The organism is Leifsonia sp. L25 (assembly GCF_050632895.1).
This window is the reverse complement of sequence record NZ_JBODRZ010000004.1, coordinates 251684-272210: the sequence shown is the minus strand read 5'-3', so window position 1 is coordinate 272210 and position 20527 is coordinate 251684. Positions and strand designations below refer to the sequence as shown.

Here is a 20527-nt window from a genome sequence, read left to right as displayed (position 1 = left end):
CGGCGCCTTCGATCTGCGCGGCGCGCGGTGGCCGAGCCCCAGAGGAAGCCGGTGGGCCAGGTGCGGTTCATCTCTCAGCCTTTCACCGCGCCCGCCATGATGCCGGAGACGAGCTGCCGGCCGGCGAGGACGAAGAGGATCAGGAGGGGGATGGTGGCGAGCACGGCCCCGGCGAGCACGATCGAGTAGTCGACGTACTTCGCCGACTGCAGCTGGCTCAGCGCGACCTGCAGCGTCGGATTCTGCGGCGCGACGAGCAGCGGCCAGAGGTAGTCCGTCCACGCGGTCATGAAGGTGAACAGGCCGAGGATCGCCATCGCGGGCCGCGCGGCCGGGACGCCGACGTGCCAGAAGGTGCGGATCATGTTCGCGCCGTCGACGCGGGCCGCCTCGATCAGCTCGTCCGGGATCACATCCACCAGGTACTGCCGCATGAAGAAGACGCCGAACGCCGTCACGAGGGTCGGCACGATCACCGCGCCGAGCGTCCCGGTCCAGCCGAACTGCTTCATCACCATGAAGAGCGGGATGATGCCGAGCTGCGTCGGCACGGCGAGTGTCCCGACGACGAAGACCATCAGGCCCTCGCGGCCGCGGAACCGCAGCTTGGCGAACGCGTAGCCGGCGAGCGTCGAGAACGCGACGACCGAGAGCGTGATCACCGACGCCACGATGATGGAGTTGCCGAGCGCCAGCCAGAAGGGGACCGTGTCGAGCACTTGGCCCACGTTCGTCCAGAACTGCCCGCCCGGCAGCAGGGGCGGCCACGTGGAGGTGAGAACGGTGCTGTTGCTGGATCCGGCGACGAACGACCACCACAGCGGGTACGCGCCGCCGATGAAGATCGCGAGCAGGATACCGTAGGTCAGGAAGCCGGGGCGCCGGTCGATGCCGAGCGCCTTGCGCTTGGGGGCAGGCGCGGGAGCCGTGCGGGTGGATGCGGTGCGCAGGGTGGCGGTCACAGGTTCTTCTCCTCGCTCGATGCGGCCAGGATGCGCGACGCCTGCAGGCGCTTCGCGGTCCGCTTGCGGTGCAGCCGGGTCTCGGTGGAGGCGATCCGGCGCGAGATCAGGAAGTTCAGGACGCCGAAGATCACGATCAGCAGGAACAGCATCCAGGCGATGGCCGACGCCTTGCCGAAGTTCTGCCGGTTGAACGCCATGTCCCACAGGTAGAGCACAGTCGTCTGGTACTGCCGCTGGGGACCGCCCGGAACCGCGCTCGACGGGTTGAACAGCTTCGGCTCGGTGAAGATCTGCAGGCCGCCGATCGTGGCCGTGATGATGACGAAGATCATGGTCGGGCGGATGCTCGGCAGCGTGATCGAGAAGAAGCGGCGGAACGACCCGGCGCCGTCCAGGGCGGCGGACTCGTGGATGTCACGCGGCACCGCCTGCATGGCGGCCAGCAGGATGAGCGCGTTGTAGCCCGTCCAGCGCCAGTTCACCATCGTCGCGATGGCGACGTGCGACGGGAAGGTCTCGGTCTTCCACATCACCGGGTCGAGGTGGAACGCCTGGAGGAGGTTGTTGATCAGTCCGTACTTCTCGTCGAACGCGCTCGAGAAGATCAGGGTCACCGCGACCGGGGTGACGACGTAGGGGAGCAGGACGCTCATGCGCCAGAAGGTCTTCGCCCGCAGGTTCTGGTCGAGCACGGCGGCGATGAAGACGGCGGCGATCAGCTGCGGGATGGCCGAGAGCAGGAAGATGCTGATCGTGTTGAACAGCGAGTTCCAGAAGAACGGATCGCTCAGCTCGGTCGCGTAGTTCTTGAAGCCGACCCATTCGCCCGGACCGGTCAGCAGGTTCCAGTTGTTGAGCGAGACGACGAACGTGTAGATGAGCGGGAACAGGCCGACGAGCCCGAACAGGACGAAGAACGGCGCCACGTAGAAGTAGGGCGACGCCTTCACATCGAAGCGGCTCAGCCGCTGCTTGAAAGCTGAGGTCGCCGCGGCCCGAGCGCCCGCGCGGCGTCGCGGGGGTGACGGGTGCGGTCTCCCGTGTGGCGGTGGTGGTCATTGCGGTTCTCCCGTGGTTCGGGCCCCCGCCGCGCGTGGTGCAGCGGGGGCCCGGTGTCGGTTTCGGGTTACTTGTTGACGACCAGCTGGTCGAGCAGCTTCATGGCGTTGTTCCATGCCTGCTCGCCGTTCGCCTTCTTGGAGTCGAGCTCCTGGACGGACGGCCCGAACACCTGCGACTGGATGACCGAGTCGTCCGGTCCCTTGTACTGGGCCACGACGCCCTTCGCGCGCTCGCCGAGGATCTGCCCGATCGGCGCGTTGTTGAAGAACTTCGTCAGGTCGCTCTCACCCGTGACGCCGGCATCCGTCTGCGCCGCCGTGACCGAGGGGAACGTGCCCGCCGCCTGGAAGGTCTGGACCTGCGACTTGGCGGTGGTCAGCCACGCGGCGAGGGCCGCGGCCTCCTTCGGGTGCTTCGACTGCTTCGGGACCGTCAGGAACGATCCGCCCCAGTTGGCTGCGCCGCCCGGGAACACGTTGGCGAAGTCCCAGCCGGTGGTGGCGTCGCCGCCGCCCGCCTTGACCTGGCCCTGCACGACGCCGAGCATCCAGCCGGGGCAGACGAACGTGGCGAAGGATCCGTCGGTGAACGCCTTGCCCTTGCCCCAGTCCCACTGGGTCTGGTTGGAGGAGAGGCCGGCCGCCGCGCCCCTGGCGAGCTTGGACCACAGCGCCTTGAGGTCGCTGTTGTCCTTGATGTTGAGCTTGCCGTCCTTGGTGTAGTAGCCCTCCGGCTGCTGGTTCACCATGGCGCTCCAGATGAAGCCGGACTGGTCGTACCAGGCCTTCCCGGTGGCGGCGTGGTACTGCTCGCCGACCTTGAAGAAGTCGTCCCAGGTGGCGTTGTCGCCGCCGAAGAGCTTCGCGACCGAGTCGCGGTCGCTCGGCAGGCCGGCCGCGGCGAAGAGCTTGCCGTTGTAGCAGAGGCCTTCCGGCCCGATGTCGGTGCCGTAGCCGATGATGCGGCCGCTCTTGTCGGTGGCCTGCTTCAGCTTCCAGTCGACCCAGCGGCTCTTGATGTCGTTGGCGCCGTAGTCCTTGAGGTCGTTGAACTGGTCGCTGACCTGCATGACCTTGCTGAGCCATCCCTCTTCGACGGCCTGCACGTCGGGCAGGCCGCTGCCGGCCGCCTGCTTCGTCTGCCAGTCGGTGAGCGCGTTGTCACCGGTGTCGATGTTGGTGGCCTTGATCTTGATGTTCGGGTGCTCCTTCTCGTACTGCGAGTAGAGCTTGTCGAATCCCATCGTGCCGAACGTGGTGACGGTGAGCGTCACCGGGTCCGAGCTGGATCTGCTGCCGCCGCTGGATGAGCATCCGGCGGCGATGAGGCGAAGGACGCCGCGCCGGCGACGGCCGCGGCGATCCTGGTGCGTCGTGAAAGCTTCACGGGTTCACTCCTTTGTGCGTGGGTCTGTGTGCGCCTGTAGAGCGTGGGAGCGCTCTCATTCGCTAGACGTGAGAGCGCTCTCACTGCTTGGGGAGAATCTAGATCGCGTCCCGGCCGCGTGTCAAGTCCTGCGTGGTCGCGCTCTCATCGGCGTGTTTGCGAGGTTGCCGCTGAAAGCCTAACCGGCCGCCACCTCCGGAGAGGTGACGGCCGTTTCTGCAGAGCGGGTGTAGGTCGGTGCGAGCCCATCGTCAGCGGACGGGTTGGCTGGATTCGGCCTCCTCGCGGCTGTTCTTGCGCGCCTTGGCTCCGGCCCGCCGAGACCAAACGTTGTTGACGAGCAATCCTGCGATGACGCAGAGGGCTCCCGCGACTGCCGCAGTGGTGGGCAGGACTCCGGTCGTGATGGTCACGATGGAGTAGGTGGTGATGGGAACGAGGTTCATGAACAAGGTTCCGTTGATCGGACCGAGCATCTTGTTGCCCTGGTTCCAGAACAGGACGGCGACGACGCCGGCAAGAACGATCAGGTAGCCTCAGTTCCGGCCATCCGGCGATGATGGCCGGCAGTGAAGGAGGCGTGACGAAGCCCGTGAGCGTGGCGACGATCGTCGCGATCGCGATAGTTGGGCAGCCGAGAATGGTCGTGAGTGTCGTGTACCGCAGGGTGGACCACGCGGGAACGCTGGCCGCGCCGCGCGTGTAGACCACCCAGCAGATGGCGCCGAGCAACGCCAGCAGCTCGCCGAGGCTGTCGCGGGCCGAGATGAGGTGCGTGTAGTCGCCCTTGGTCAATACCAAGGAGACGCCGAAGAAGGCGATGAGAATCGCCACGATCGTATACACGGAGGCAGCTTCTTGGTGGCAGCCGCTGCAATGACGGCGCCGATCGCGGGCATCATGGCCATGATCAGGCTCACATTCGCAGCGGAGGTATAGGTCAGCGCGGTGAAAGCGAGCAGACCGAAGCCGGCGAACCCAGCGCTCCCCAGGAGGAAGAGCCGCCAACCCTGGCCCTCCAGCCGGAAGGCGGCCGTCCCTTCGGCCCGCTGAAGCATCACCGCCAGGATCAAAGCGACCACGCTGTAACGGATGAGGGTCATCGCGAACATGTTGACGGTGGGCTCGAGCACTGCGGCGATGGGGAACATGCCTCCCCAGATCAGTGGAGGGATCAGACAGAGCAGGAGGGCCCGGACGTGTGAGTTCTTCATAGTGCGCTTTCATCTCGGATAGTGGAAAGGCTCGAAGCAAGGTCGAATTTCCCGGTGGAGCTGTAGCTCAATCGCGGTACCACATGGGCGCTGATCGGCAGATCCACGCCGCGGAGCCGTCCGACGCGTATCGCCAAATACTCCAAGAGGGAGGGGTCGATATCGGCCGTCGCGCTGGCGAGCAATGCGGTAACCGTGTTGCTGGCCTCCACGGCGACAGCGGCGTCCTCCACGCCAGAAAGAAGATGCAGATCGTTCTCGAACCCGACTAGATCACCGCACGCGCTCGGCGCCGCATCCAGACTCGCCCGTCCGAGGATTGTCAGGGCGCCGTCGGACGCGAACATCCCGATGTCCGCCGTGAGGATGTAGTGCACTCCATCGATCTGGACACTCGGAATCGGGCCGCTGTCATAGGCCTCCGCGTTCATGTACGACGCAATGGCGACTCGGCCGGGGACACCCGGCGAGACCTCGCTTCCTTCGCCGTCGACCACCACGATGCTTGAGCCCTCAAGAATCGTTCCGGAGGTCCGGGGATCGATCGTAGGTCGAGCGGGTCCGCGATCGCGTTCACGCCGGTCTCGGTCGTGCCGTAGTAGGAGTGCAGCACCGGTCCGATTGTGCGGAGTCACCCCGCCGACAAGCGCAGGCGCGAGGTGCCGTCCGCCGGTGAGAGGAAGCGCACCTGTCGGCACACAGAGTGTCGCCGTATCTGTCGCGCACAGCATCGACAACCTGCGTGAGCACCGGGGGAACGATGAGGCTGGCGGATATCGCGTTCGTCGTGAGCTGCCGGGCGATGTCCGTCGCATCGGCTTGCCCGATGACGACTCGTGGCGCGGGATGACGGTTCCACCGGCCTCCTCGCGGAGGTTGGCGAACTCGGCGGCTCTATCCGTACCCGTGAGGTGGACGAGGACGGCGCCCCGGTCGCCATGTCGCACAGACAAAGCGGGCTTCAGCCGGTCGATCTGGTGCGCCCTCACCTCCTGGGCTACGGCTCGCGTCGAGCGCGACCCAGGGAATCCGAGCGCTCGCCAACGCGCTGCCGATCACGAACGCGTCGATGCAAGCAGGGACCTCGAAGACCGCCGAGGCGTCCGGCGCACTGACGTTCTGATTCAACCAGGCGAGTGTCCTGCGGACCTCCTCGCGGTACCGCTCCCAGGCGATGGAGACATCGCCGTGTTCGAGCGCGATAGCGTTCGGCCGAATCGCGGCGTGACGAGTGATCCTGTCGAGGGAATCATTGGGATGTTCTTTCTTCGCTCATCGTTGGAAGGCAATGTCGACGCTCGTGGCGAACGGGTGAACTGTCAATTCTGCCCCGGGGCCCCAAGGGGATATCAGCGGATCTAACCCCCCGTTGAAAGGCGCGCGGGCCAGCGCGGAGGCCGGCGCAGGCGAGGCGGTGACAGGGATCGCCAGGGGGCGACCTCGTTCGCGCTCCCTGACTCTCGACCGTGGCCGGATGGTGGCCAGTTGCGTCTCTTCGCGGCCAGATGCGGAAAAGCGAAACGGCCGCCACCTCCGGAGAGGTGACGGCCGTTCGCCTGGTAGGTGCGGTCAGTCCGTCGCCGGCCGTGGGCGCTGCGCCCGGGTGGACGCGGTGTCGGCTCCGGCTCGACCAGCGCGCCGAACTCGTTCGCGGCGCGGTTCGCCAGGAGGCCCGTGTCGTACTCCTCGTCGTCGTCCTCCGAGAGCGAGGCGTACGCGCCGACCGGCTCGCGCTCGGCGGCCTTCGCGGCGTCGGCTGCCGCCGCGTCGTCCGCCGCCTCCTGCAGGGCGGACTTGGCGCGCAGCAGCGGCGTCTTGAAGAACAGCGACAGGATGAAGGCGACCAGCACCACGATCATCGCGACCCAGTACACCTGCACCGCCGAGGCGTTGAACGCGACCAGGAACGGTCTCTGGCCGCCGCGGGTCGGCGCCGTTCAGGAACGACGTGTCGTTGGTCGCCGAGCTGTTTCCCGACGTGTTCTGCTTCTTCAGGGTGTCCTGGATCTTCGGGACGATGGAGTCGACGAACTGCGAGCGCGCCGCCTCGTCCGAGAAGTCCAGCGTGACGGTGCCGTCTGCGGCGACCTTCGCGTAGGGGGCCTTCTGCTCGATCGCCGCTCCGGCCTTGGCGTTGGCGGTCGCGACCGCCTGCGCCTCGGCGGCGGCCTGCGCCTGCGCCGGGATGGCGCCCGATGCGACGCCTCGCGGCGACGGCGGCCCTGGCGGCATCCTGCGCCTTCGTCACTCCCGCCTGCAGGGCCGACTGGGATTGGCCTTCGTCGTCTGGTCGACGATCTTGTTGTAGCTCTGCTCCATGATCTGCTTGTTCTCGGGAGCGCTGGCCACCGACGGCGTGAACGCCGCGTCGAGGGCGGAGGTCAGCGTCTGGGTGTCGGTCAGTGACGTCTTGATGTTCGTCGGGAACACCGTGAACAACAGCGAGAGCAGCACGGCCGTGCCGAGCGTTCCACCGATCTGACGGAAGAACGTGGATGAGCTGGTCGCCACACCCATGTCGCGCAGGCCGACCGAGTTCTGGCTCGCGATCGTCGGCGTCTGCATCAGCTGGCCCAGGCCGAGGCCGATGAGCAGCATGGCGCCGGCGATGAACCAGTACGAGCCGTCGTAGTGGATGAAGGTCAGGTAGAAGAACCCGCCCGCCAGCATCGCCGTGCCGATGATCGGGAACTGGCGGTAGTGCCCGGTGCGGGCGATGATCTGGCCCGAGACGATGGACGACACCATCAGGCCGAGGATCATCGGCAGCAGCTGCAGTCCCGACACGGTCGGGCTGGAGCCGAGCACGATCTGGAGGTACAGCGGGAGGGTGAGCATGGCGCCGAACATCCTGAAGCCGACCAGGACGCCGATGACCGTGGCCATCGAGAACGTGCTGGAGCGGAACAGCTTGATCGGGATGAGCGCGTCGTCCTTCATCGCGATCTCGATCAGGATGAAGGCGATGATCCCCACTCCGCCGATCACGTAGCAGGCGATGGCGGCCGGGCTGTCCCAGCCCCACTCGCGGCCCTGCTCGGCGACGAGGAGCAGCGGGACGAGCGTACGATGACGCCGGCCGCACCCCACCAGTCGATTCGCGCGGAGCCGCGCTCGCGCTTCGGCAGGTGCAGGAAGCGGAGGACCATGCCCAGAGCGATGATGCCGATCGGCACGTTGATGAGGAACACCCAGCGCCAGCCGGTGATCCAGAGGATCTCGTCCGCGCCGGCGAACAGGCCGCCGACGAGCGGGCCGATCAGGCTGGAGATGCCGAAGACGGCGAGGAAGTAGCCCTGGTACTTGGCGCGCTCGCGCGGTGCGAGCATGTCGCCCATGATGGCGAGCGGCATCGACATCAGACCACCGGCGCCGAGGCCCTGGATGGCCCGGAACGCCGCGAGCTCGAGCATCGAGGTCGAGAACGACGCGAAGATGGAGCCGATGATGAAGATGACGATCGCGATGACGAACAGCGGCCGGCGGCCGAGATGTCGGAGAGCTTGCCGTAGATCGGCGTCGAGATCGTCGAGAGGATGAGGTACCCGGTGGTGACCCAGGCCTGCTCGCTGAGCCCGTGGAGGTCGTCGCCGATGGTGCGGATCGCGGTTCCGACGACGGTCTGGTCGAGGGCGGAGAGGAACATGCCGGCCATGAGGCCGAAGATCACGAGAAGGATCTCGCGATGCGACATGATCGGTTTGGGTGCGGCGGTCGCCGCGGCGGTCTGACTGGACATCTGTCTCCGTGTGAAGAGTCGGGTGTGGGGACGCCCGGCACGCGGAGCGTCACACCGGTGTGGGGCAAATAGAATTTTGCGGAGACTGCAAAGTTACACCCTCTGCCACGGGCGTCACAACGCCGTCGCGCCCCATCCGGGCGCACCGTTCGCCAGTGGCGAACGCCATCGTGCGTCCCAGCTGGGGCAGGGCCGTCATGCACCGCGGACGCGCGCAAAACGGAATGAAAATGGCCCCCGTCCAGGTGACGCAAATAATGCGCGCGTACGGTGGTGGACGCCGATCCCGACCGCCTCCGAATCAGCCCCCGAAGGTTGTATGAGTTTTCTCAGCCGCACCCGCCGTCCTCTCGTCCGCCGCACCCTGGTGCTCGGAGCCGTCGCCGCCTCCGCCGCGCTCGTCTTCAGTGGATGCGCAGGCGAGCCGTCGCCCGTGACCAAGGCCATCGCTCAAGCGGCTGCGCCCTCGGCGGCATCGGCGTCGTCGGTGGTGTCGTCCATCCAGCCGGCGACCGGGAGCGTCTCGGGCGGAACGGTGACCCTGACCGGCACCAACCTCGACAACGTCGGCGCCGTCACGATCGGGGGGCAGCCCGCCACCGTCACCCAGGCGACCGACGACAAGGTCGTCGTGAGCGTGCCCGCCGCGGCGAACTTCCAGGCGGGGAACGTTCCGGTCACCGTGACGGACAAGAGCGGCAAGCCCGTCACGACGTCCGCGAGCACCTACGGGTACCAGGTGCAGACGCCGGTCGACAAGCAGCTCGCGTATGCGCTCACCTACTGGAAGAACTACAACACCGCCGAGTTCGGCGATCTGAACCCCGTCGGCGGCGACTGCGCCAACTTCGTCAGCCAGACCCTGCTCGCCCGCGGCTGGCAGATGAACTCCGAGTGGTACAACCACGACGCCGCCGAGGACTGGAGCCCCGCGTGGGCTACGTGCCGGCGATGGACGCAGCTTCCGGGAGAACGCGGCGTCGCTCGGGCTCACCGAGTACCCGTTGGACCAGCGCGACAAGATCAAGGTCGGCGACATCGTCATGTTCGACTGGAACGACAACGACTCGCTCGACCATGTGCAGCTCGTCTCCCGCTGTGCAGAACGTCAACGGCCAGATCAAGATCAAGATGGCCGGCCACAACGAGGACAGCGACTACGCGACCTCGACGAGGCGATCACCGTCGACCACCCCGGCGGCATCGGCCACTTCTGGAGCCTGTCGAAGTAGCAACCGTGCTGCCGAGCGCGGCATCCGGTCAGCGTCCATCCGGTCGTCGATCGGGTGGGCTCGGCTCGGCCCCGTGAGTCTGGGGGGCGCCCGCGAACGGCGGGCTGGAGCAGCGCGCCTGGCCCGCGCGGGCGGGCGCTGGCGGCCGTGCTGGTGCTCGCGGCCTGTGCGTCGGGGAGCCCGTCGGCCGCGCCGGCGAGCCACCGCCCGACGCCGTCGCGCTCGGCGTCGTCGCCGCGGCCGACTGGGTCGCCGACGCCCACCGCGAGTCCAGCGCCCACCATGTCCTCACCCAGCCCCACGCCGCCGGCCGGTGCCACGCCGACGCCCGGAGCGGCCGGCTTCGACAAGGCGGCGCAGTCCACGAGCGACCCCGCGAGCCTGTGGGTCGTCGTCAACAAGCCGCGGGCTCTGAGCCCGGTCACATACGTCCCGCCCGACCTGACGTACCCCGACGTGCCGAACATCAACCACCAGCCGATGCGCCAGGCGACCGCCGCGGCGCTCGTCTCGATGTTCCACGCGGGCAAGGCGGAGGCCGGGCTCGACCTCACGGTGCAGAGCGCCTACCGCTCGTTCGAGTCGCAGACCCGCGTGTACGACGACGACGTCGCGCACAACGGAAAAGCGTATGCGGACACGGACACGGCGCGGCCGGGACACAGCGAGCACCAGACCGGCCTCGCGGTCGACATCAGCGCGATCCCCGCGAAGTGCTCCCTCGACGCGTGCTTCGGCGACACACCGCAGGGCCGCTGGCTGGCGGCGAATGCGTGGCGCTTCGGCTTCCTGCTGCGGTATCCCGCCGACAAGGTCGCCGTCACCGGGTTCACCTACGAAGCCGTGGCACTTCCGCTACATCGGCGTCCCGCTCGCGACGGAACTCCACCGCACGGGCGTGACCACCCTCGAGGAGTTCTTCGGCATCCCGGGCGGCACCTCCTACCGGGCTGATCAGCCGCCGAGGGCATCCCCCACGATCCGCTTGGCCTCCTCCTGCACCTCGCGCAGGTTCTCCTCGCCCGCGAACGACCTCGGCGTAGATCTTGTAGACGTTCTCCGTGCCGGAGGGGCGCGCGGCGAACCACGCCTTCTCCGTCTGCACCTTCACGCCGCCGAGCGGAGCGTCGTTGCCCGGCGCGCGGCTGAGCTTCGCGGTGATCGGCTCGCCGGCCAGCTCGGTCGCGGTGATGGCGTCTCCGTCGAGCTTCGACAGCGCAGCCTTCTGCTCGGGGCTCGCGGGCGCATCCACCCGCTGGTAGACCGGGTCGCCGAAGCGCTCGGTCAGCTCGCGGTACAGCTCGGACGGCGACCTGCCGGTCACCGCGCGGATCTCACTGGCGAGCAGGGCGAGCAGGATGCCGTCCTTGTCGGTCGTCCAGGCCGTGCCGTCGAAGCGCAGGAACGACGCGCCGGCGCTCTCCTCGCCGCCGAAGCCGACGGTCCCGTCGATGAGGCCCGGGACGAACCACTTGAAGCCGACCGGGACCTCCCTACAGGCGGCGGCCCAGCGACTCGGCGACCCGGTCGATGATCGACGACGACACGAGGGTCTTGCCGACCGCCGCATCCTTCCGCCACTCGGTGCGGGTGCGGAACAGGTAGTCGATCGCGACCGCGAGGTAGTGGTTCGGATTCATCAGGCCGCCGTCGGGCGTGACGATGCCGTGCCGGTCCGCGTCCGCGTCATTGCCGGTCAGGATGTCGAAGTCGGCTCGCCGCGCGACCACGGAGGCCATCGCCGAGGGGCTCGACGGATCCATGCGGATCTTGCCGTCCCAGTCGAGCGTCATGAAGCCCCAGGCCGGGTCGACCTCCGGATTCACCACGGTCAGGTCGAGGTCGTAGCGCTCGGCGATCGCCTGCCAGTAGTGCACGCTCGCGCCGCCCAGCGGGTCGGCGCCGATTTCGATTCCGCTGTCTTTGATCGCCTTCACGTCGATGATGTTCTCGAGGTCGTCGACGTAGTGCCCACGGAAGTCGTACGTCTCGACACCGGACGGCTCGGCCATCCGCACCTCGGTCATCCCGTTCGCGATGATCTCGTTCGCGCGCTTGGCGATCCAGCTCGTGGCGTCGGTGTCGGCCGGGCCGCCGTGCGGCGGGTTGTACTTGAAGCCGCCGTCGCGCGGCGGGTTGTGGCTCGGGGTGACGACGATGCCGTCCGCCTGGTCGCCATGGCCCTGCCGGTTGTAGCGGATGATCGCGTGCGACACCGCGGGCGTCGGCACCCAGTCGTCGAACTCGTCGACGAGCACGCGCACCTCGTTTCCGACCAGCACCGCGAGTGCGGTCGTGGTGGCGAACTCGCTGAGGAGGTGCGTGTCCGCTCCGATGAACAGCGGGCCGGTGATGCCCTGGCTGTTGCGGTACTCCACTGATGGCCTGCGTCGTCGCGGCGATGTGGTCCTCGTTGAACGCCGTGTCGAGCGACGAGCCGCGGTGACCCGAGGTGCCGAACACCACGCGCTGCTCCGGGATGCTGGACATCCGGCTTCAGCTCGTAGCACGCGCCGCAGGGCGTCGACGTCGATCAGGTCGGAAGGCTGGGCGGGGGTTCCGGCTCGTTCGTCCATGCCCCTACTCTTCCACGGCGCGCGGGCCGAGCCAACGGCCTCGCTAAGCTGAGCGTCATGTCTCCCGCCCCTGCCGACGACCGCGGCGGTGCGCCCGCCGAGCTGCCCGCCTCGCTGGACGACGTGTACAGCTTCCTCGGGCCGTCCGGAACGTTCACGGAGGCGGCGCTCAAGCAGGTGCCGGAGGCGCGCGGCAAGCAGTGGCGCGCGGTCAACAACCTGGGCGAGGCGCTCGCCGATGTGGTCGAAGGGCGCAGCGTCGCGGCCATGATCGCGATCGAGAACTCGATCGAGGGCGGTGTCTCGGTCGCCCAGGACGCGCTGGCCACCATCCCGGGCCTGCGGATCATCGGCGAGTACCTCGTCCCGGTGAACTTCGTCCTCGTGGCGCGCCCCGGCACGACGCTCGCGGACGTGCGCACGGTGAACGCGCACCCGGTCGCGTACGCCCAGTGCCACCAGTGGCTGGACGCGCACCTGCCCGACCACGGGCACCTGCCGGCCTCCAGCAACGTCGCGGCCGCGGCCTCGCTCTTCGAGGGCAGCGCGGCGGATGCGGCCATCGCGCCGCCCGGGATCGTCGACCACCACGACGTGGTCGTGCTGGCGGAGGACATCGGCGACAACGAGAACGCGGTCACCCGCTTCGTGCTGGTGAGCACGACGCGCAGCGTGCCGGAGCCGACCGGAGCCGACAAGACCAGCCTGATCGCCGAGCTGCCCGATGACCGGCCCGGTAGCCTCCTCGATCTGCTGGAGCAGTTCTCCACGCGCGGGGTCAACCTGAGCCTCATCGAGTCGCGGCCGGTCGGCGACGCCCTGGGCCGCTACCGTTTCGTCATCGACGCCGACGGGCACATCCGCGACGAGCGGGTGGCGGACGCCCTGCTCGGGCTGCGGCGGTTCAGTCCGTCGGTCATGTTCCTCGGGTCGTATCCCCGCGCAGACGGCGTCCCGGTCGCGTTCGACCAGCGCTACCGCGACGAGGTGTTCACCGAGGCTCGGGAGTGGCTCGCGTCGCTCACGGAGGACGGCCCGGAGGGCACCCGGTCGGCGTAGGCTGCGGAGCAGCAGCACGATCGGGAGGTCAGCATGGTCGCCGAAGAGCATGACGACAGCGGTCGGGCCGGCGGATTCGATCCGCGCTTCGACCCGTCGTTCCAGCGCGGCTACCAGCCGCAGCCCGGCGAGCGGACGCGCACCCGCGTCCGCGGCGAGGCTCCGGATCCGTCATACCGGCGGCCCGCGCCGGCGCTGCGCACTGCCGAGACGCCCATGGTGGAACCCGCGCCGTTCGAGCGCGAGGCGTCCGTGGCTTCGGTCGACCCCATCGACGCGGTCTCCTGGGCGCCGGAGGAGGCCCCGGCCCTGACGAACGCGGCCGTCGTGGTCGCTCAGCCCGGCATCCTGAGCCGTCTCGAGGTGAGCCCGCGGCGCAACGTGCTGATCCTGGCCCTCTGGATCGTCGGCGTCGGCTTCGTGGTGCTCGGCATCGTGCTCTACTGCATCTCCGTCACCTCGTCGTACAGCGGCCCCACCCCCAGCAGCGACGTCGGATCGCTCGTCTTCGCCCAGCTGGGCTGGATGCTCGCGGGGCCGCTGATCACCGTCGGGCTGCTCACCGTGGTCGGGCTGCTCTTCCTCAACGCGCTCGCCGGGCGCGGCGCGCGCAGAGCGGCTCCGAGGAGGGTGAGTTCTAAGAATTCTTTGCTCCCGCGTCATGATTTCAGTCGTGACGCATCTGTCTAGGTAAGAGCATCACCAGACAGTAGGGAGTCACGATGCAGAACCCCACGCGCGCCCGGAGCGCACGACAACGATCGGTCGATCGGCGGAGGGTCCGGGCCGCATGGTCCGCAGCGGCCGCCCTGGCGGTCGTCGCCGGCGTCGCAGTAATGCCCGCTCAGGGTGCGGCTGCGGCGTCCGGCTCGTACGTCGCTCTGGGCGACTCGTACGCGGCAGGCCAGGGGTCGGCGATGCCACCGGCTCGCACGCGGGCTGCCTGCAGACGATGCAGAACTATCCCCACACGGCAGCCGCTCGCGCGGGATTGGAGCTGACCGACGTCAGTTGCACCGACGCGACGATCGCCGACCTCTTCGCGCCGAAGAAAGATGTTCCGGCGCAGACGGATGCGCTCAGCGCGTCGACGTCGGTGGTCTCGCTGACGATCGGCGGAAACGACCTCGGCTTCGCTTCCGTGCTGCAGTCGTGCCTCGCCGCGAGTGCGCAGGGTCCACTGCTGAGCGGTGAGGCGTCCTGCCGGGCCAAGTACACCGTCGGCGGCGTGGACACGCTGAGCAAGAAGGTCACGGATCGGGTGGCCCCGGCGCTTCGTGACGCCGTGACGCGCATCCGCGCCAAGGCGCCGAACGCGCGCGTCGTCGTGGTCGGCTACCCGGCCCTGATGCCCGATGCGGTTCACACCCCCGCCGGCGGATGCTTCGCCTCGCTCAAACTCTTCGGGACGAGCTTCCCGTACGCCACGGCCGACCTCGCCTACATGAACAGCGTGCAGTCGACCCTCGATGTGCAGTCGAAGGCTGCGGCAGAGGCCGCCGGCGCCGATTACGTGTCGCTGATGGGCAACACGTTCGACCACTCGAGCTGCTCCGCCAGCCCGTACCTCAATCCGGTCGAGCTGTCCGGCCTGAGCGCGTCGCCCGCGAACCTGCACCCGAACGCGACCGGGCTCGCCTATGCGGGCCAGGCCGTCGGAAACGTCCTCGCGGCGCCGCGTGGCTTCCAGGGAGTCACGGGCATCGTGGTGCCGCTGGGCGGCAGCGAGTTCGAGTTGCAGATCACCGTTCCGAACGCGACGCTGTTCACCACGCCGGAGGTGACCGCCCAGCTGAACGGCTACTACCTCTCGCACGTGAGCGGCGAGTTCGGCTGGTATCTCGGGGTGCGGCAGGTCGGCGACGGTCGCGTCTACCACCAGTCGCTCACGCTGAAGCCGGGGGATTCCGTGCAGCTCCGGACGGCTTCCGGCGCCATCCAGAAGCTGACGAGGTAGGTCCGGTGCGCCGGAGCCGTCAGTTCGAGGCGGCGGGCGCCTTCACCCGCAGCGCTCGCTCATCGACGCGGAGGTCGAGGGCGAGGATCTCGCCGAAGGCGTCCCCGTCGAGTTCGAACGGCTCCGGCGCATCCACCTCCAGCTGCACCGACGCGCCGCGCAGGTAGCTGAGGCGCGTGCGCACCGCGCGGTCGGTGAAGCGGATGATCCGGCGGCCCACGGAGGACCTGCGCAGCACGCGGTTCTCCCAGGTCACCTTGCGCCAGATCGCCAGCCAGCCGAACACCGTCGCGGGCTGCAGCACCGCGACGTCGAGCAGGCCGTCGTCGATCGCGCCGTCCGGGATCAGCTCGATGTTGCCCGGCAGCGCGCCGCAGTTGGCGATCAGGATGGTGCTGACGTGGGCCGACCGCACGTGGCCGCGGTCGAGGCGGTACCGCACCTGGACCTTGCTCGACGTGGGAAAGGCGCGGAGCGCCGCATCCGCGTAGGCGAGCCAGCCGAAGCGGCGCTTCAGCCCGGGCTTCGCCGCCTCGATCATCGCCGCATCGATCCCGACGCCCGCCATCACCAGGAACGCGTGCTCGGTGACGGAGCCGTCGGGACGTCGGGCTTCGGCGATTCCGATGTCGATGCGCCGGGTCTCGCTCCCGAACGCCACGGCGCAGGCGTTCTCCACGCCTCGAGAACGGGATGCCGAGGTTGCGCGCGAGAAGGTTGCCCGTGCCGCCGGGGATGACCGCGAGGGTCGCATCCTGATCCCGCAGCGCCTCCGCGACCGCTCGCACCGTTCCGTCGCCGCCCGCGGCGAGCACCAGGGTCGCGCCGCGCGCGAGCGCCTCCCGGGCCTGCGCCTGACCTCCGTCCTCCGGAGTGGTCTCGAGCCAGAGCAGCTCGACACCGCTCGGCTCGCCGGCCGCGCCGGCCGCGTCCACCGCGCCGGCCGCAGCGGCCGCAGCCTCCACGGCCGCCCGAACGCGGGGCACGTCCACCCGGATCGGGTTGTAGACGACGGCCACCACCGTGCGACCCCGCCCGCCCCGTCCGTTCACCCCCATCACGCTACCTGTTCGGCCCCGGTCGATAAGCTGGTCAGGTGATCGATCCCGTGCTCCTCCGCGAGAACCCCGATGTCGTCCGCCGCTCGCAGGAGGCCCGCGGCGACTCCGTGCAGCTCGTCGACGAGGCCATCCAGGCCGACGTGGAGCGCCGCGCGGCCATCACGGCGTTCGAGGAGCTCCGCGCCGAGCAGAACGCGTTCGGCAAGACCGTCGCCAAAGCGCCCAAGGAGCAGAAGAAGGAGCTCGTCGCCCAGGCGCAGCAGCTCGCCGGGCGGGTCAAGGAGGCGCAGCAGGCCGCCAACGAAGCGGATGCGCGCTTCGAGCAGCTGGTCCGCAGCATCGGCAACCCGATCGTCGAGGGCGTGCCCGCGGGCGGCGAAGACGACTTCGTCGTGCTCAAGACCGTCGGCGACATCCCCGCGTTCGACTTCGAGGCGCGCGACCACCTCGAGCTCGGCGAACTGCTGGGTGCCATCGACATGGCCCGCGGCGCGAAGGTCGCCGGTGCCCGCTTCTCGTACCTGCGCGGCATCGGCGCGCGCCTCGAGCTCGCGCTGATGAACATGGCGCTCGACAAGGCGCTGCAGAACGACTTCATCCCGATGATCACGCCGACCCTGGTGAAGCCGTCGATCATGCAGGGCACCGGCTTCCTCGGCGCGCACGCCGACGAGGTCTACCACCTCGAGAACGACGACCTGTATCTGACCGGTACCAGCGAGGTCGCCCTCGCCGGCTACCACTCCGACGAGATCATCGAGGTGGACGCGCCCCTGCGGTACGCGGGCTGGTCCACTTGCTACCGGCGCGAGGCGGGCTCGGCGGGCAAGGACACCCGCGGCATCATCCGCGTCCACCAGTTCGACAAGCTCGAGATGTTCGTCTACACCCGGCCCGAGGAGGCGGAGGCCGAGCACGAGCGCCTGCTCGGCTGGCAGGAGGAGATGATGCAGGCGCTGGGGCTCAGCTACCGCGTCATCGACACCGCCGCCGGCGACCTCGGCTCGAGCGCCGCCCGCAAGTACGACGTCGAGGCGTGGATCCCGACGCAGGGACGCTACCGCGAGCTCACCTCCACCTCGAACTGCACGACGTTCCAGGCGCGCCGCCTCGACATCCGCTACCGCACCGACAGCGGCAAGACCGCGCCGGTGGCGACCCTCAATGGGACGCTCGCGACGACGCGCTGGCTGGTCGCCATCCTCGAGACGCATCAGCAGGAGGACGGATCGGTCCGCGTCCCCGAGCCGCTGCGCCCGTACCTCGGCGGACTCGAACTGCTGGAGCCGATCTCCCGGTGAGCGGCGACGACCGCCTCCTCATCGCGCTCGATGTCGACGGCACCCTGATCCACGAGGACGAGACGATCGGCGACGCCGTGCGCGCCGCCGTCGACCGGGTGCGCGACGCCGGTCACGAGGTCATGCTCGCCACCGGCCGCAGCTGGGAGACCGCGCGGCCCATCCACGAGGAGTTCGGCCTGACCAGCGAGTTCGTCGTCTGCGCGAACGGAGCGCTCACGATGAAGCGCGACGCCTCTATCGAGGGCGGCTACCGCCGTGAGTTCATCGAGGTGTTCGACCCGTCGGAGGTGCTGCAGACCATGCGGCCGCACCTGCCCAGCGGCAGCTTCATGGTCGAAGGCCCCACCGGCTTCCGCCGCTACACCGAGGGCATGACCGACTGGGAGCTGGTGAACGCCGAGGAGGTGCCGTTCGACGAGCTGCTGAAGCACCCCGCGACGCGGGTCGTCGTGGTGTCGCCCGAGCACGACACGGAGGAGTTCCTCTCCATCGTCGACCGGATGGGCCTCCAGCGCGTCAGCTACTCCATCGGATGGACGGCGTGGCTCGACATCTCGCCCGACGGCGTGAGCAAGGCGACGGCGATGGAGCGGGTGCGGCACGCGCTCGATATCCCCGCCTCCCGCGTGGTCGCCGTCGGAGACGGGCGCAACGACCTCGAACTGCTCGAGTGGGCGGGCGCCGAAGGGCTGAGCGTCGCCATGGGGCAGGCGCCCGACGAGGTCAAGGCGGCAGCGTCCCGCTCCACCGCGACCGTCGTAGAGGACGGCCTCGCGCACGTGCTCGACGCGCTCTGAACGCGCCCTTTGAGAGCATTTCCAGCCTCCCGTGTCAAGCTTTACGACGGCGTGCGCCTTTTTCCGGTGCGCGCATGTGAACGTGAACGCGGCCCGACCGGAAGGAAGTGAATGAGCGAGATGCCCACCCGCGCGCAAGCGCGAGCGCAGGAGAAGACGGCTGGACCAGCGGTCCGTCACGGACGACTGAAGCAGCATCACCCGCTCAAGGCACTCCTCAAGATCTTCGTCGCGGTGGTCGCCGTCTTCGGCATCACCGGCGTCTCGCTCGCGGCCTACGCGGCGGTGGATGTGGCGTCCAGCGTGAAGAAGTCCGTGAAGCTGGTCGACGCCAAGGGCCATGAGGTCACGCCGAGCGTCGGCGCGATGAACGGCGCGTTCAACGTCCTCCTGGCGGGTAGCGACTCCGGCGGCGGCAACGCGGCCTACGGCGACCGCGAAGAGAACCTCAACGACGTGACGATGCTGCTGCACGTCTCCGCGGATCACAAGAACGCGACCGTCGTCAGCTTCCCCCGCGACATGTACGTCGCCATCCCGTCGTGCCCTGACCCCAAGGGCGGCAGCTACGACGCGATGAGCCGCCAGAAGATCAACAACTCGCTGAGCTACGGCGGCCTGGCCTGCACCGTGCTGACGGTCGAGAAGCTGACCGGGCTTGACATCCCGTACGCCGGTGTCATCCAGTTCGACGGCGTCATCGAGATGTCCAACGCCGTCGGCGGGGTGCCGGTCTGCGTCGCCGGCAACATCGAGGACCCGTACACCGGCCTGAACGTGAAGGCCGGTCAGAACACGCTGCAGGGCGCCCAGGCGCTCGCCTTCCTGCGCACGCGTCACGGCGTCGGCGACGGCTCGGACCTCGGCCGCATCAGCAACCAGCAGGTGTTCCTGTCGTCGCTCGTGCGCACCATCAAGAGCGCGGACGTGCTGACCAACCCGGTGAAGCTGTACGGCATCGCCAAGGCGGCCACCAGCAACATCACGCTGTCGGACAGCCTCAACAGCCCGACCACGATCGTCTCGATGGCCATGGCCCTCAAGAACATCGACATCAGCAAGGTCGTCTTCGTGCAGTACCCGAACCACTACCAGGGCGACGGTGTGGTGCCGACGGAGGATGCGGCCGATCAGCTGATGGGCGCGCTCAAGAACGACCAGCCCGTGACCCTGACCGGTGACACGGGCGTGGGCTCGGAGGCCGACCCGAACGCCGCCGGCCAGGCACCGGCCACGCAGGCGCCCGCTACGCAGGCACCGGCCACCCAGGCGCCGGCCACCCAGGCACCGACCGACGGCACGACGCAGGCGGCGGGCGACGGCTCCGGCGTCCAGCTGCCCTCGGATGTGCACGGCCAGACGGCGGCGCAGTACACCTGCTCCAAGCCGTTCCAGGACTGAGCGCTTCCGCCACTCCCGGACATGACGATGCCCCGCCTCCTTCGGAGACGGGGCATCGCCGGTTCGGTTACTTCTTGTTGATGTTGTAGACGACCGTGCCGCCCGTTCCGCTGAGGTCGACGGTCCACTTCGAGCTCGTGAACGTGTCCTCGTCGGCAGCCGTGAAACCGGCCTCGGTCAGCTTCTTCGAGGCGTCCGCCTGCGCGTCCTTGCTCGAGCCGTTGATCGTCAGCTCGAAAGTGCCCTTCGCCTCGTCGCCGGTCGCGTGAGCGTTCGAGTACTGCGTGAGGTACGGGATCTCGGTCGGGAGGCCGGAGATGGTCTGGTTCTTGCCCCATTCGAGGTTGAGGCCGCCGCCCGCGGCGAGGAGCTCGTCGTCTTCACGTCGGACGTCGTCTGGCTGACGCACGCGGTGAGCGAACCCACGGTGAGAGCGGCGAGTAGAGCTGCCGGGACGATGAGGCTCTTCTTCAGGGACATGGTTCTCCTTCTCTGGATTGCAACTCGCTTGGTTACACCAGTAATGACGTCGTTCCCCCGGAATCGTGACGCGACGGACGCTAGAATCGGGCGACGCCGGTTCGCCCCGGCGCCGGGAGGGCTGTCCGAGTGGCCGATGGAGCCAGTCTTGAAAACTGGTGGGCAGAAATGTCTCGTGGGTTCGAATCCCACGCCCTCCGCCAACGAATGGGGGCCTCGATCCCAGTAAATGACTGGGATCGAGTCTTTGCTGCCAGACCTGCGGCGCTCGACTTGACAACAAACTGACAACAA

Annotated in this window: 21 protein-coding genes, 1 tRNA gene and 3 pseudogenes; 11 read left to right on the top strand and 14 right to left on the bottom strand. The window is 68.4% G+C overall.

Features of this window, described 5'->3' with window-relative positions; all coding sequences use genetic code 11:
• Window positions 1-74 precede the first annotated feature (74 nt).
• From ACRAWC_RS22015 to ACRAWC_RS22000, 4 genes and pseudogenes are all read right to left on the bottom strand, one after another.
• Window positions 75-962: a carbohydrate ABC transporter permease gene (locus ACRAWC_RS22015; protein ID WP_431245963.1), complete on the bottom strand. Its 888-nt coding sequence runs from the start codon at window positions 960-962 to the stop codon at window positions 75-77.
• The gene (locus tag ACRAWC_RS22010; protein WP_431349975.1) at window positions 959-1930 is read right to left on the bottom strand and encodes a carbohydrate ABC transporter permease; all 972 of its coding nucleotides are present in this window, start codon (window positions 1928-1930) and stop codon (window positions 959-961) included. Before ACRAWC_RS22010 ends, ACRAWC_RS22015 begins: the two co-directional genes overlap by 4 nt.
• A 161-nt stretch (window positions 1931-2091) precedes the next feature.
• Window positions 2092-3413: pseudogene (locus ACRAWC_RS22005) on the bottom strand (ABC transporter substrate-binding protein).
• Window positions 3414-3664: 251 nt separating this feature from the next.
• On the bottom strand, window positions 3665-3859 hold the full coding sequence (locus ACRAWC_RS22000) for a hypothetical protein (protein ID WP_431349649.1): 195 nt from the start codon (window positions 3857-3859) through the stop codon (window positions 3665-3667).
• Window positions 3860-3993: 134 nt separating this feature from the next.
• Between ACRAWC_RS22000 and ACRAWC_RS21995 the strand changes: the two genes are divergently transcribed.
• On the top strand, window positions 3994-4119 hold the full coding sequence (locus tag ACRAWC_RS21995) for a hypothetical protein (RefSeq protein WP_431349648.1): 126 nt from the start codon (window positions 3994-3996) through the stop codon (window positions 4117-4119).
• Window positions 4120-4204: 85 nt separating this feature from the next.
• On the opposite strand, the gene ACRAWC_RS21990 is transcribed toward ACRAWC_RS21995, so the two are convergent.
• From ACRAWC_RS21990 to ACRAWC_RS21980, 3 genes are all read right to left on the bottom strand, one after another.
• Window positions 4205-4627 carry an EamA family transporter gene (locus ACRAWC_RS21990; RefSeq protein WP_431349647.1) on the bottom strand — a complete coding sequence of 141 codons (423 nt, stop codon included), beginning with the start codon at window positions 4625-4627 and terminating at the stop codon, window positions 4205-4207.
• Complete coding sequence (locus tag ACRAWC_RS21985; protein ID WP_431349646.1) at window positions 4624-5127, bottom strand: hypothetical protein; 504 nt, start codon at window positions 5125-5127, stop codon at window positions 4624-4626. The genes ACRAWC_RS21990 and ACRAWC_RS21985 overlap by 4 nt, the downstream gene beginning before the upstream one ends.
• Before the next feature lie 858 nt (window positions 5128-5985).
• Window positions 5986-6507: a hypothetical protein gene (locus ACRAWC_RS21980; RefSeq protein WP_431349645.1), complete on the bottom strand. Its 522-nt coding sequence runs from the start codon at window positions 6505-6507 to the stop codon at window positions 5986-5988.
• A 68-nt stretch (window positions 6508-6575) separates the two neighbouring features.
• Here ACRAWC_RS21980 and ACRAWC_RS21975 point away from each other — a divergent pair, with 68 nt between their 5' ends.
• Window positions 6576-6725, top strand: a complete 150-nt coding sequence (locus tag ACRAWC_RS21975; protein ID WP_431349644.1) for a hypothetical protein — start codon at window positions 6576-6578, stop codon at window positions 6723-6725.
• Between the two features lie 146 nt (window positions 6726-6871).
• Here ACRAWC_RS21975 and ACRAWC_RS21970 read toward each other — a convergent pair whose 3' ends face one another.
• From ACRAWC_RS21970 to ACRAWC_RS21960, 3 genes are read right to left on the bottom strand one after another with little or no spacing between them, the layout of a single operon-like run.
• Window positions 6872-7717, bottom strand: a complete 846-nt coding sequence (locus ACRAWC_RS21970) for an MFS transporter (RefSeq protein WP_431349643.1) — start codon at window positions 7715-7717, stop codon at window positions 6872-6874.
• The gene (locus ACRAWC_RS21965; protein ID WP_431349974.1) at window positions 7612-8064 is read right to left on the bottom strand and encodes an MFS transporter; all 453 of its coding nucleotides are present in this window, start codon (window positions 8062-8064) and stop codon (window positions 7612-7614) included. Before ACRAWC_RS21965 ends, ACRAWC_RS21970 begins: the two co-directional genes overlap by 106 nt.
• On the bottom strand, window positions 7986-8366 hold the full coding sequence (locus tag ACRAWC_RS21960) for a hypothetical protein (protein WP_431349642.1): 381 nt from the start codon (window positions 8364-8366) through the stop codon (window positions 7986-7988). Before ACRAWC_RS21960 ends, ACRAWC_RS21965 begins: the two co-directional genes overlap by 79 nt.
• Window positions 8367-8685: 319 nt before the next feature.
• Between ACRAWC_RS21960 and ACRAWC_RS21955 the strand changes: the two genes are divergently transcribed.
• Both ACRAWC_RS21955 and ACRAWC_RS21950 read left to right on the top strand, forming a co-directional pair.
• The gene (locus tag ACRAWC_RS21955) at window positions 8686-9675 is read left to right on the top strand and encodes an amidase domain-containing protein (protein WP_431349641.1); all 990 of its coding nucleotides are present in this window, start codon (window positions 8686-8688) and stop codon (window positions 9673-9675) included.
• A gap of 205 nt (window positions 9676-9880) precedes the next feature.
• Window positions 9881-10552, top strand: coding sequence for a M15 family metallopeptidase (locus tag ACRAWC_RS21950; RefSeq protein ID WP_431349640.1), 672 nt, complete (start codon window positions 9881-9883; stop codon window positions 10550-10552).
• Here the strand turns inward: ACRAWC_RS21950 and pgm are convergent.
• A pseudogene (gene pgm, locus ACRAWC_RS21945) lies at window positions 10553-12174 on the bottom strand (phosphoglucomutase (alpha-D-glucose-1,6-bisphosphate-dependent)).
• Between the two features lie 57 nt (window positions 12175-12231).
• Here pgm and pheA point away from each other — a divergent pair.
• From pheA to ACRAWC_RS21930, 3 genes are all read left to right on the top strand, one after another.
• The gene (pheA, locus tag ACRAWC_RS21940) at window positions 12232-13233 is read left to right on the top strand and encodes a prephenate dehydratase (RefSeq protein WP_431245954.1); all 1002 of its coding nucleotides are present in this window, start codon (window positions 12232-12234) and stop codon (window positions 13231-13233) included.
• Window positions 13234-13266: 33 nt separating this feature from the next.
• The gene (locus tag ACRAWC_RS21935; protein ID WP_431349639.1) at window positions 13267-13923 is read left to right on the top strand and encodes a hypothetical protein; all 657 of its coding nucleotides are present in this window, start codon (window positions 13267-13269) and stop codon (window positions 13921-13923) included.
• A gap of 262 nt (window positions 13924-14185) precedes the next feature.
• On the top strand, window positions 14186-15190 hold the full coding sequence (locus ACRAWC_RS21930) for an SGNH/GDSL hydrolase family protein (protein ID WP_431245952.1): 1005 nt from the start codon (window positions 14186-14188) through the stop codon (window positions 15188-15190).
• Between the two features lie 19 nt (window positions 15191-15209).
• Here ACRAWC_RS21930 and ACRAWC_RS21925 read toward each other — a convergent pair whose 3' ends face one another.
• Both ACRAWC_RS21925 and ACRAWC_RS21920 read right to left on the bottom strand, forming a co-directional pair.
• Entirely contained in the window at window positions 15210-15851 is a 642-nt protein-coding gene (locus tag ACRAWC_RS21925) for a diacylglycerol/lipid kinase family protein (RefSeq protein WP_431349638.1), read from the bottom strand.
• An 85-nt stretch (window positions 15852-15936) separates the two neighbouring features.
• Window positions 15937-16248, bottom strand: a pseudogene (locus ACRAWC_RS21920) (diacylglycerol kinase family protein); the annotation flags it as partial.
• A 38-nt stretch (window positions 16249-16286) separates the two neighbouring features.
• Here ACRAWC_RS21920 and serS point away from each other — a divergent pair.
• The 3 genes from serS (at window position 16287) to ACRAWC_RS21905 (ending at window position 19753) form a co-directional block, all read left to right on the top strand.
• Window positions 16287-17552 carry a serine--tRNA ligase gene (gene serS, locus ACRAWC_RS21915; RefSeq protein WP_431245950.1) on the top strand — a complete coding sequence of 422 codons (1266 nt, stop codon included), beginning with the start codon at window positions 16287-16289 and terminating at the stop codon, window positions 17550-17552.
• Window positions 17549-18352, top strand: a complete 804-nt coding sequence (locus ACRAWC_RS21910) for an HAD family hydrolase (RefSeq protein ID WP_431245949.1) — start codon at window positions 17549-17551, stop codon at window positions 18350-18352. Before serS ends, ACRAWC_RS21910 begins: the two co-directional genes overlap by 4 nt.
• A gap of 111 nt (window positions 18353-18463) precedes the next feature.
• Entirely contained in the window at window positions 18464-19753 is a 1290-nt protein-coding gene (locus ACRAWC_RS21905) for an LCP family protein (protein WP_431245948.1), read from the top strand.
• A gap of 67 nt (window positions 19754-19820) precedes the next feature.
• On the opposite strand, the gene ACRAWC_RS21900 is transcribed toward ACRAWC_RS21905, so the two are convergent.
• Window positions 19821-20162 (bottom strand): hypothetical protein, encoded by a 342-nt coding sequence (locus ACRAWC_RS21900; RefSeq protein ID WP_431349637.1) that lies wholly within the window; start codon window positions 20160-20162, stop codon window positions 19821-19823.
• Between the two features lie 186 nt (window positions 20163-20348).
• Between ACRAWC_RS21900 and ACRAWC_RS21895 the strand changes: the two genes are divergently transcribed.
• Window positions 20349-20436, top strand: a tRNA-Ser gene (locus ACRAWC_RS21895).
• Window positions 20437-20527 lie beyond the last annotated feature (91 nt).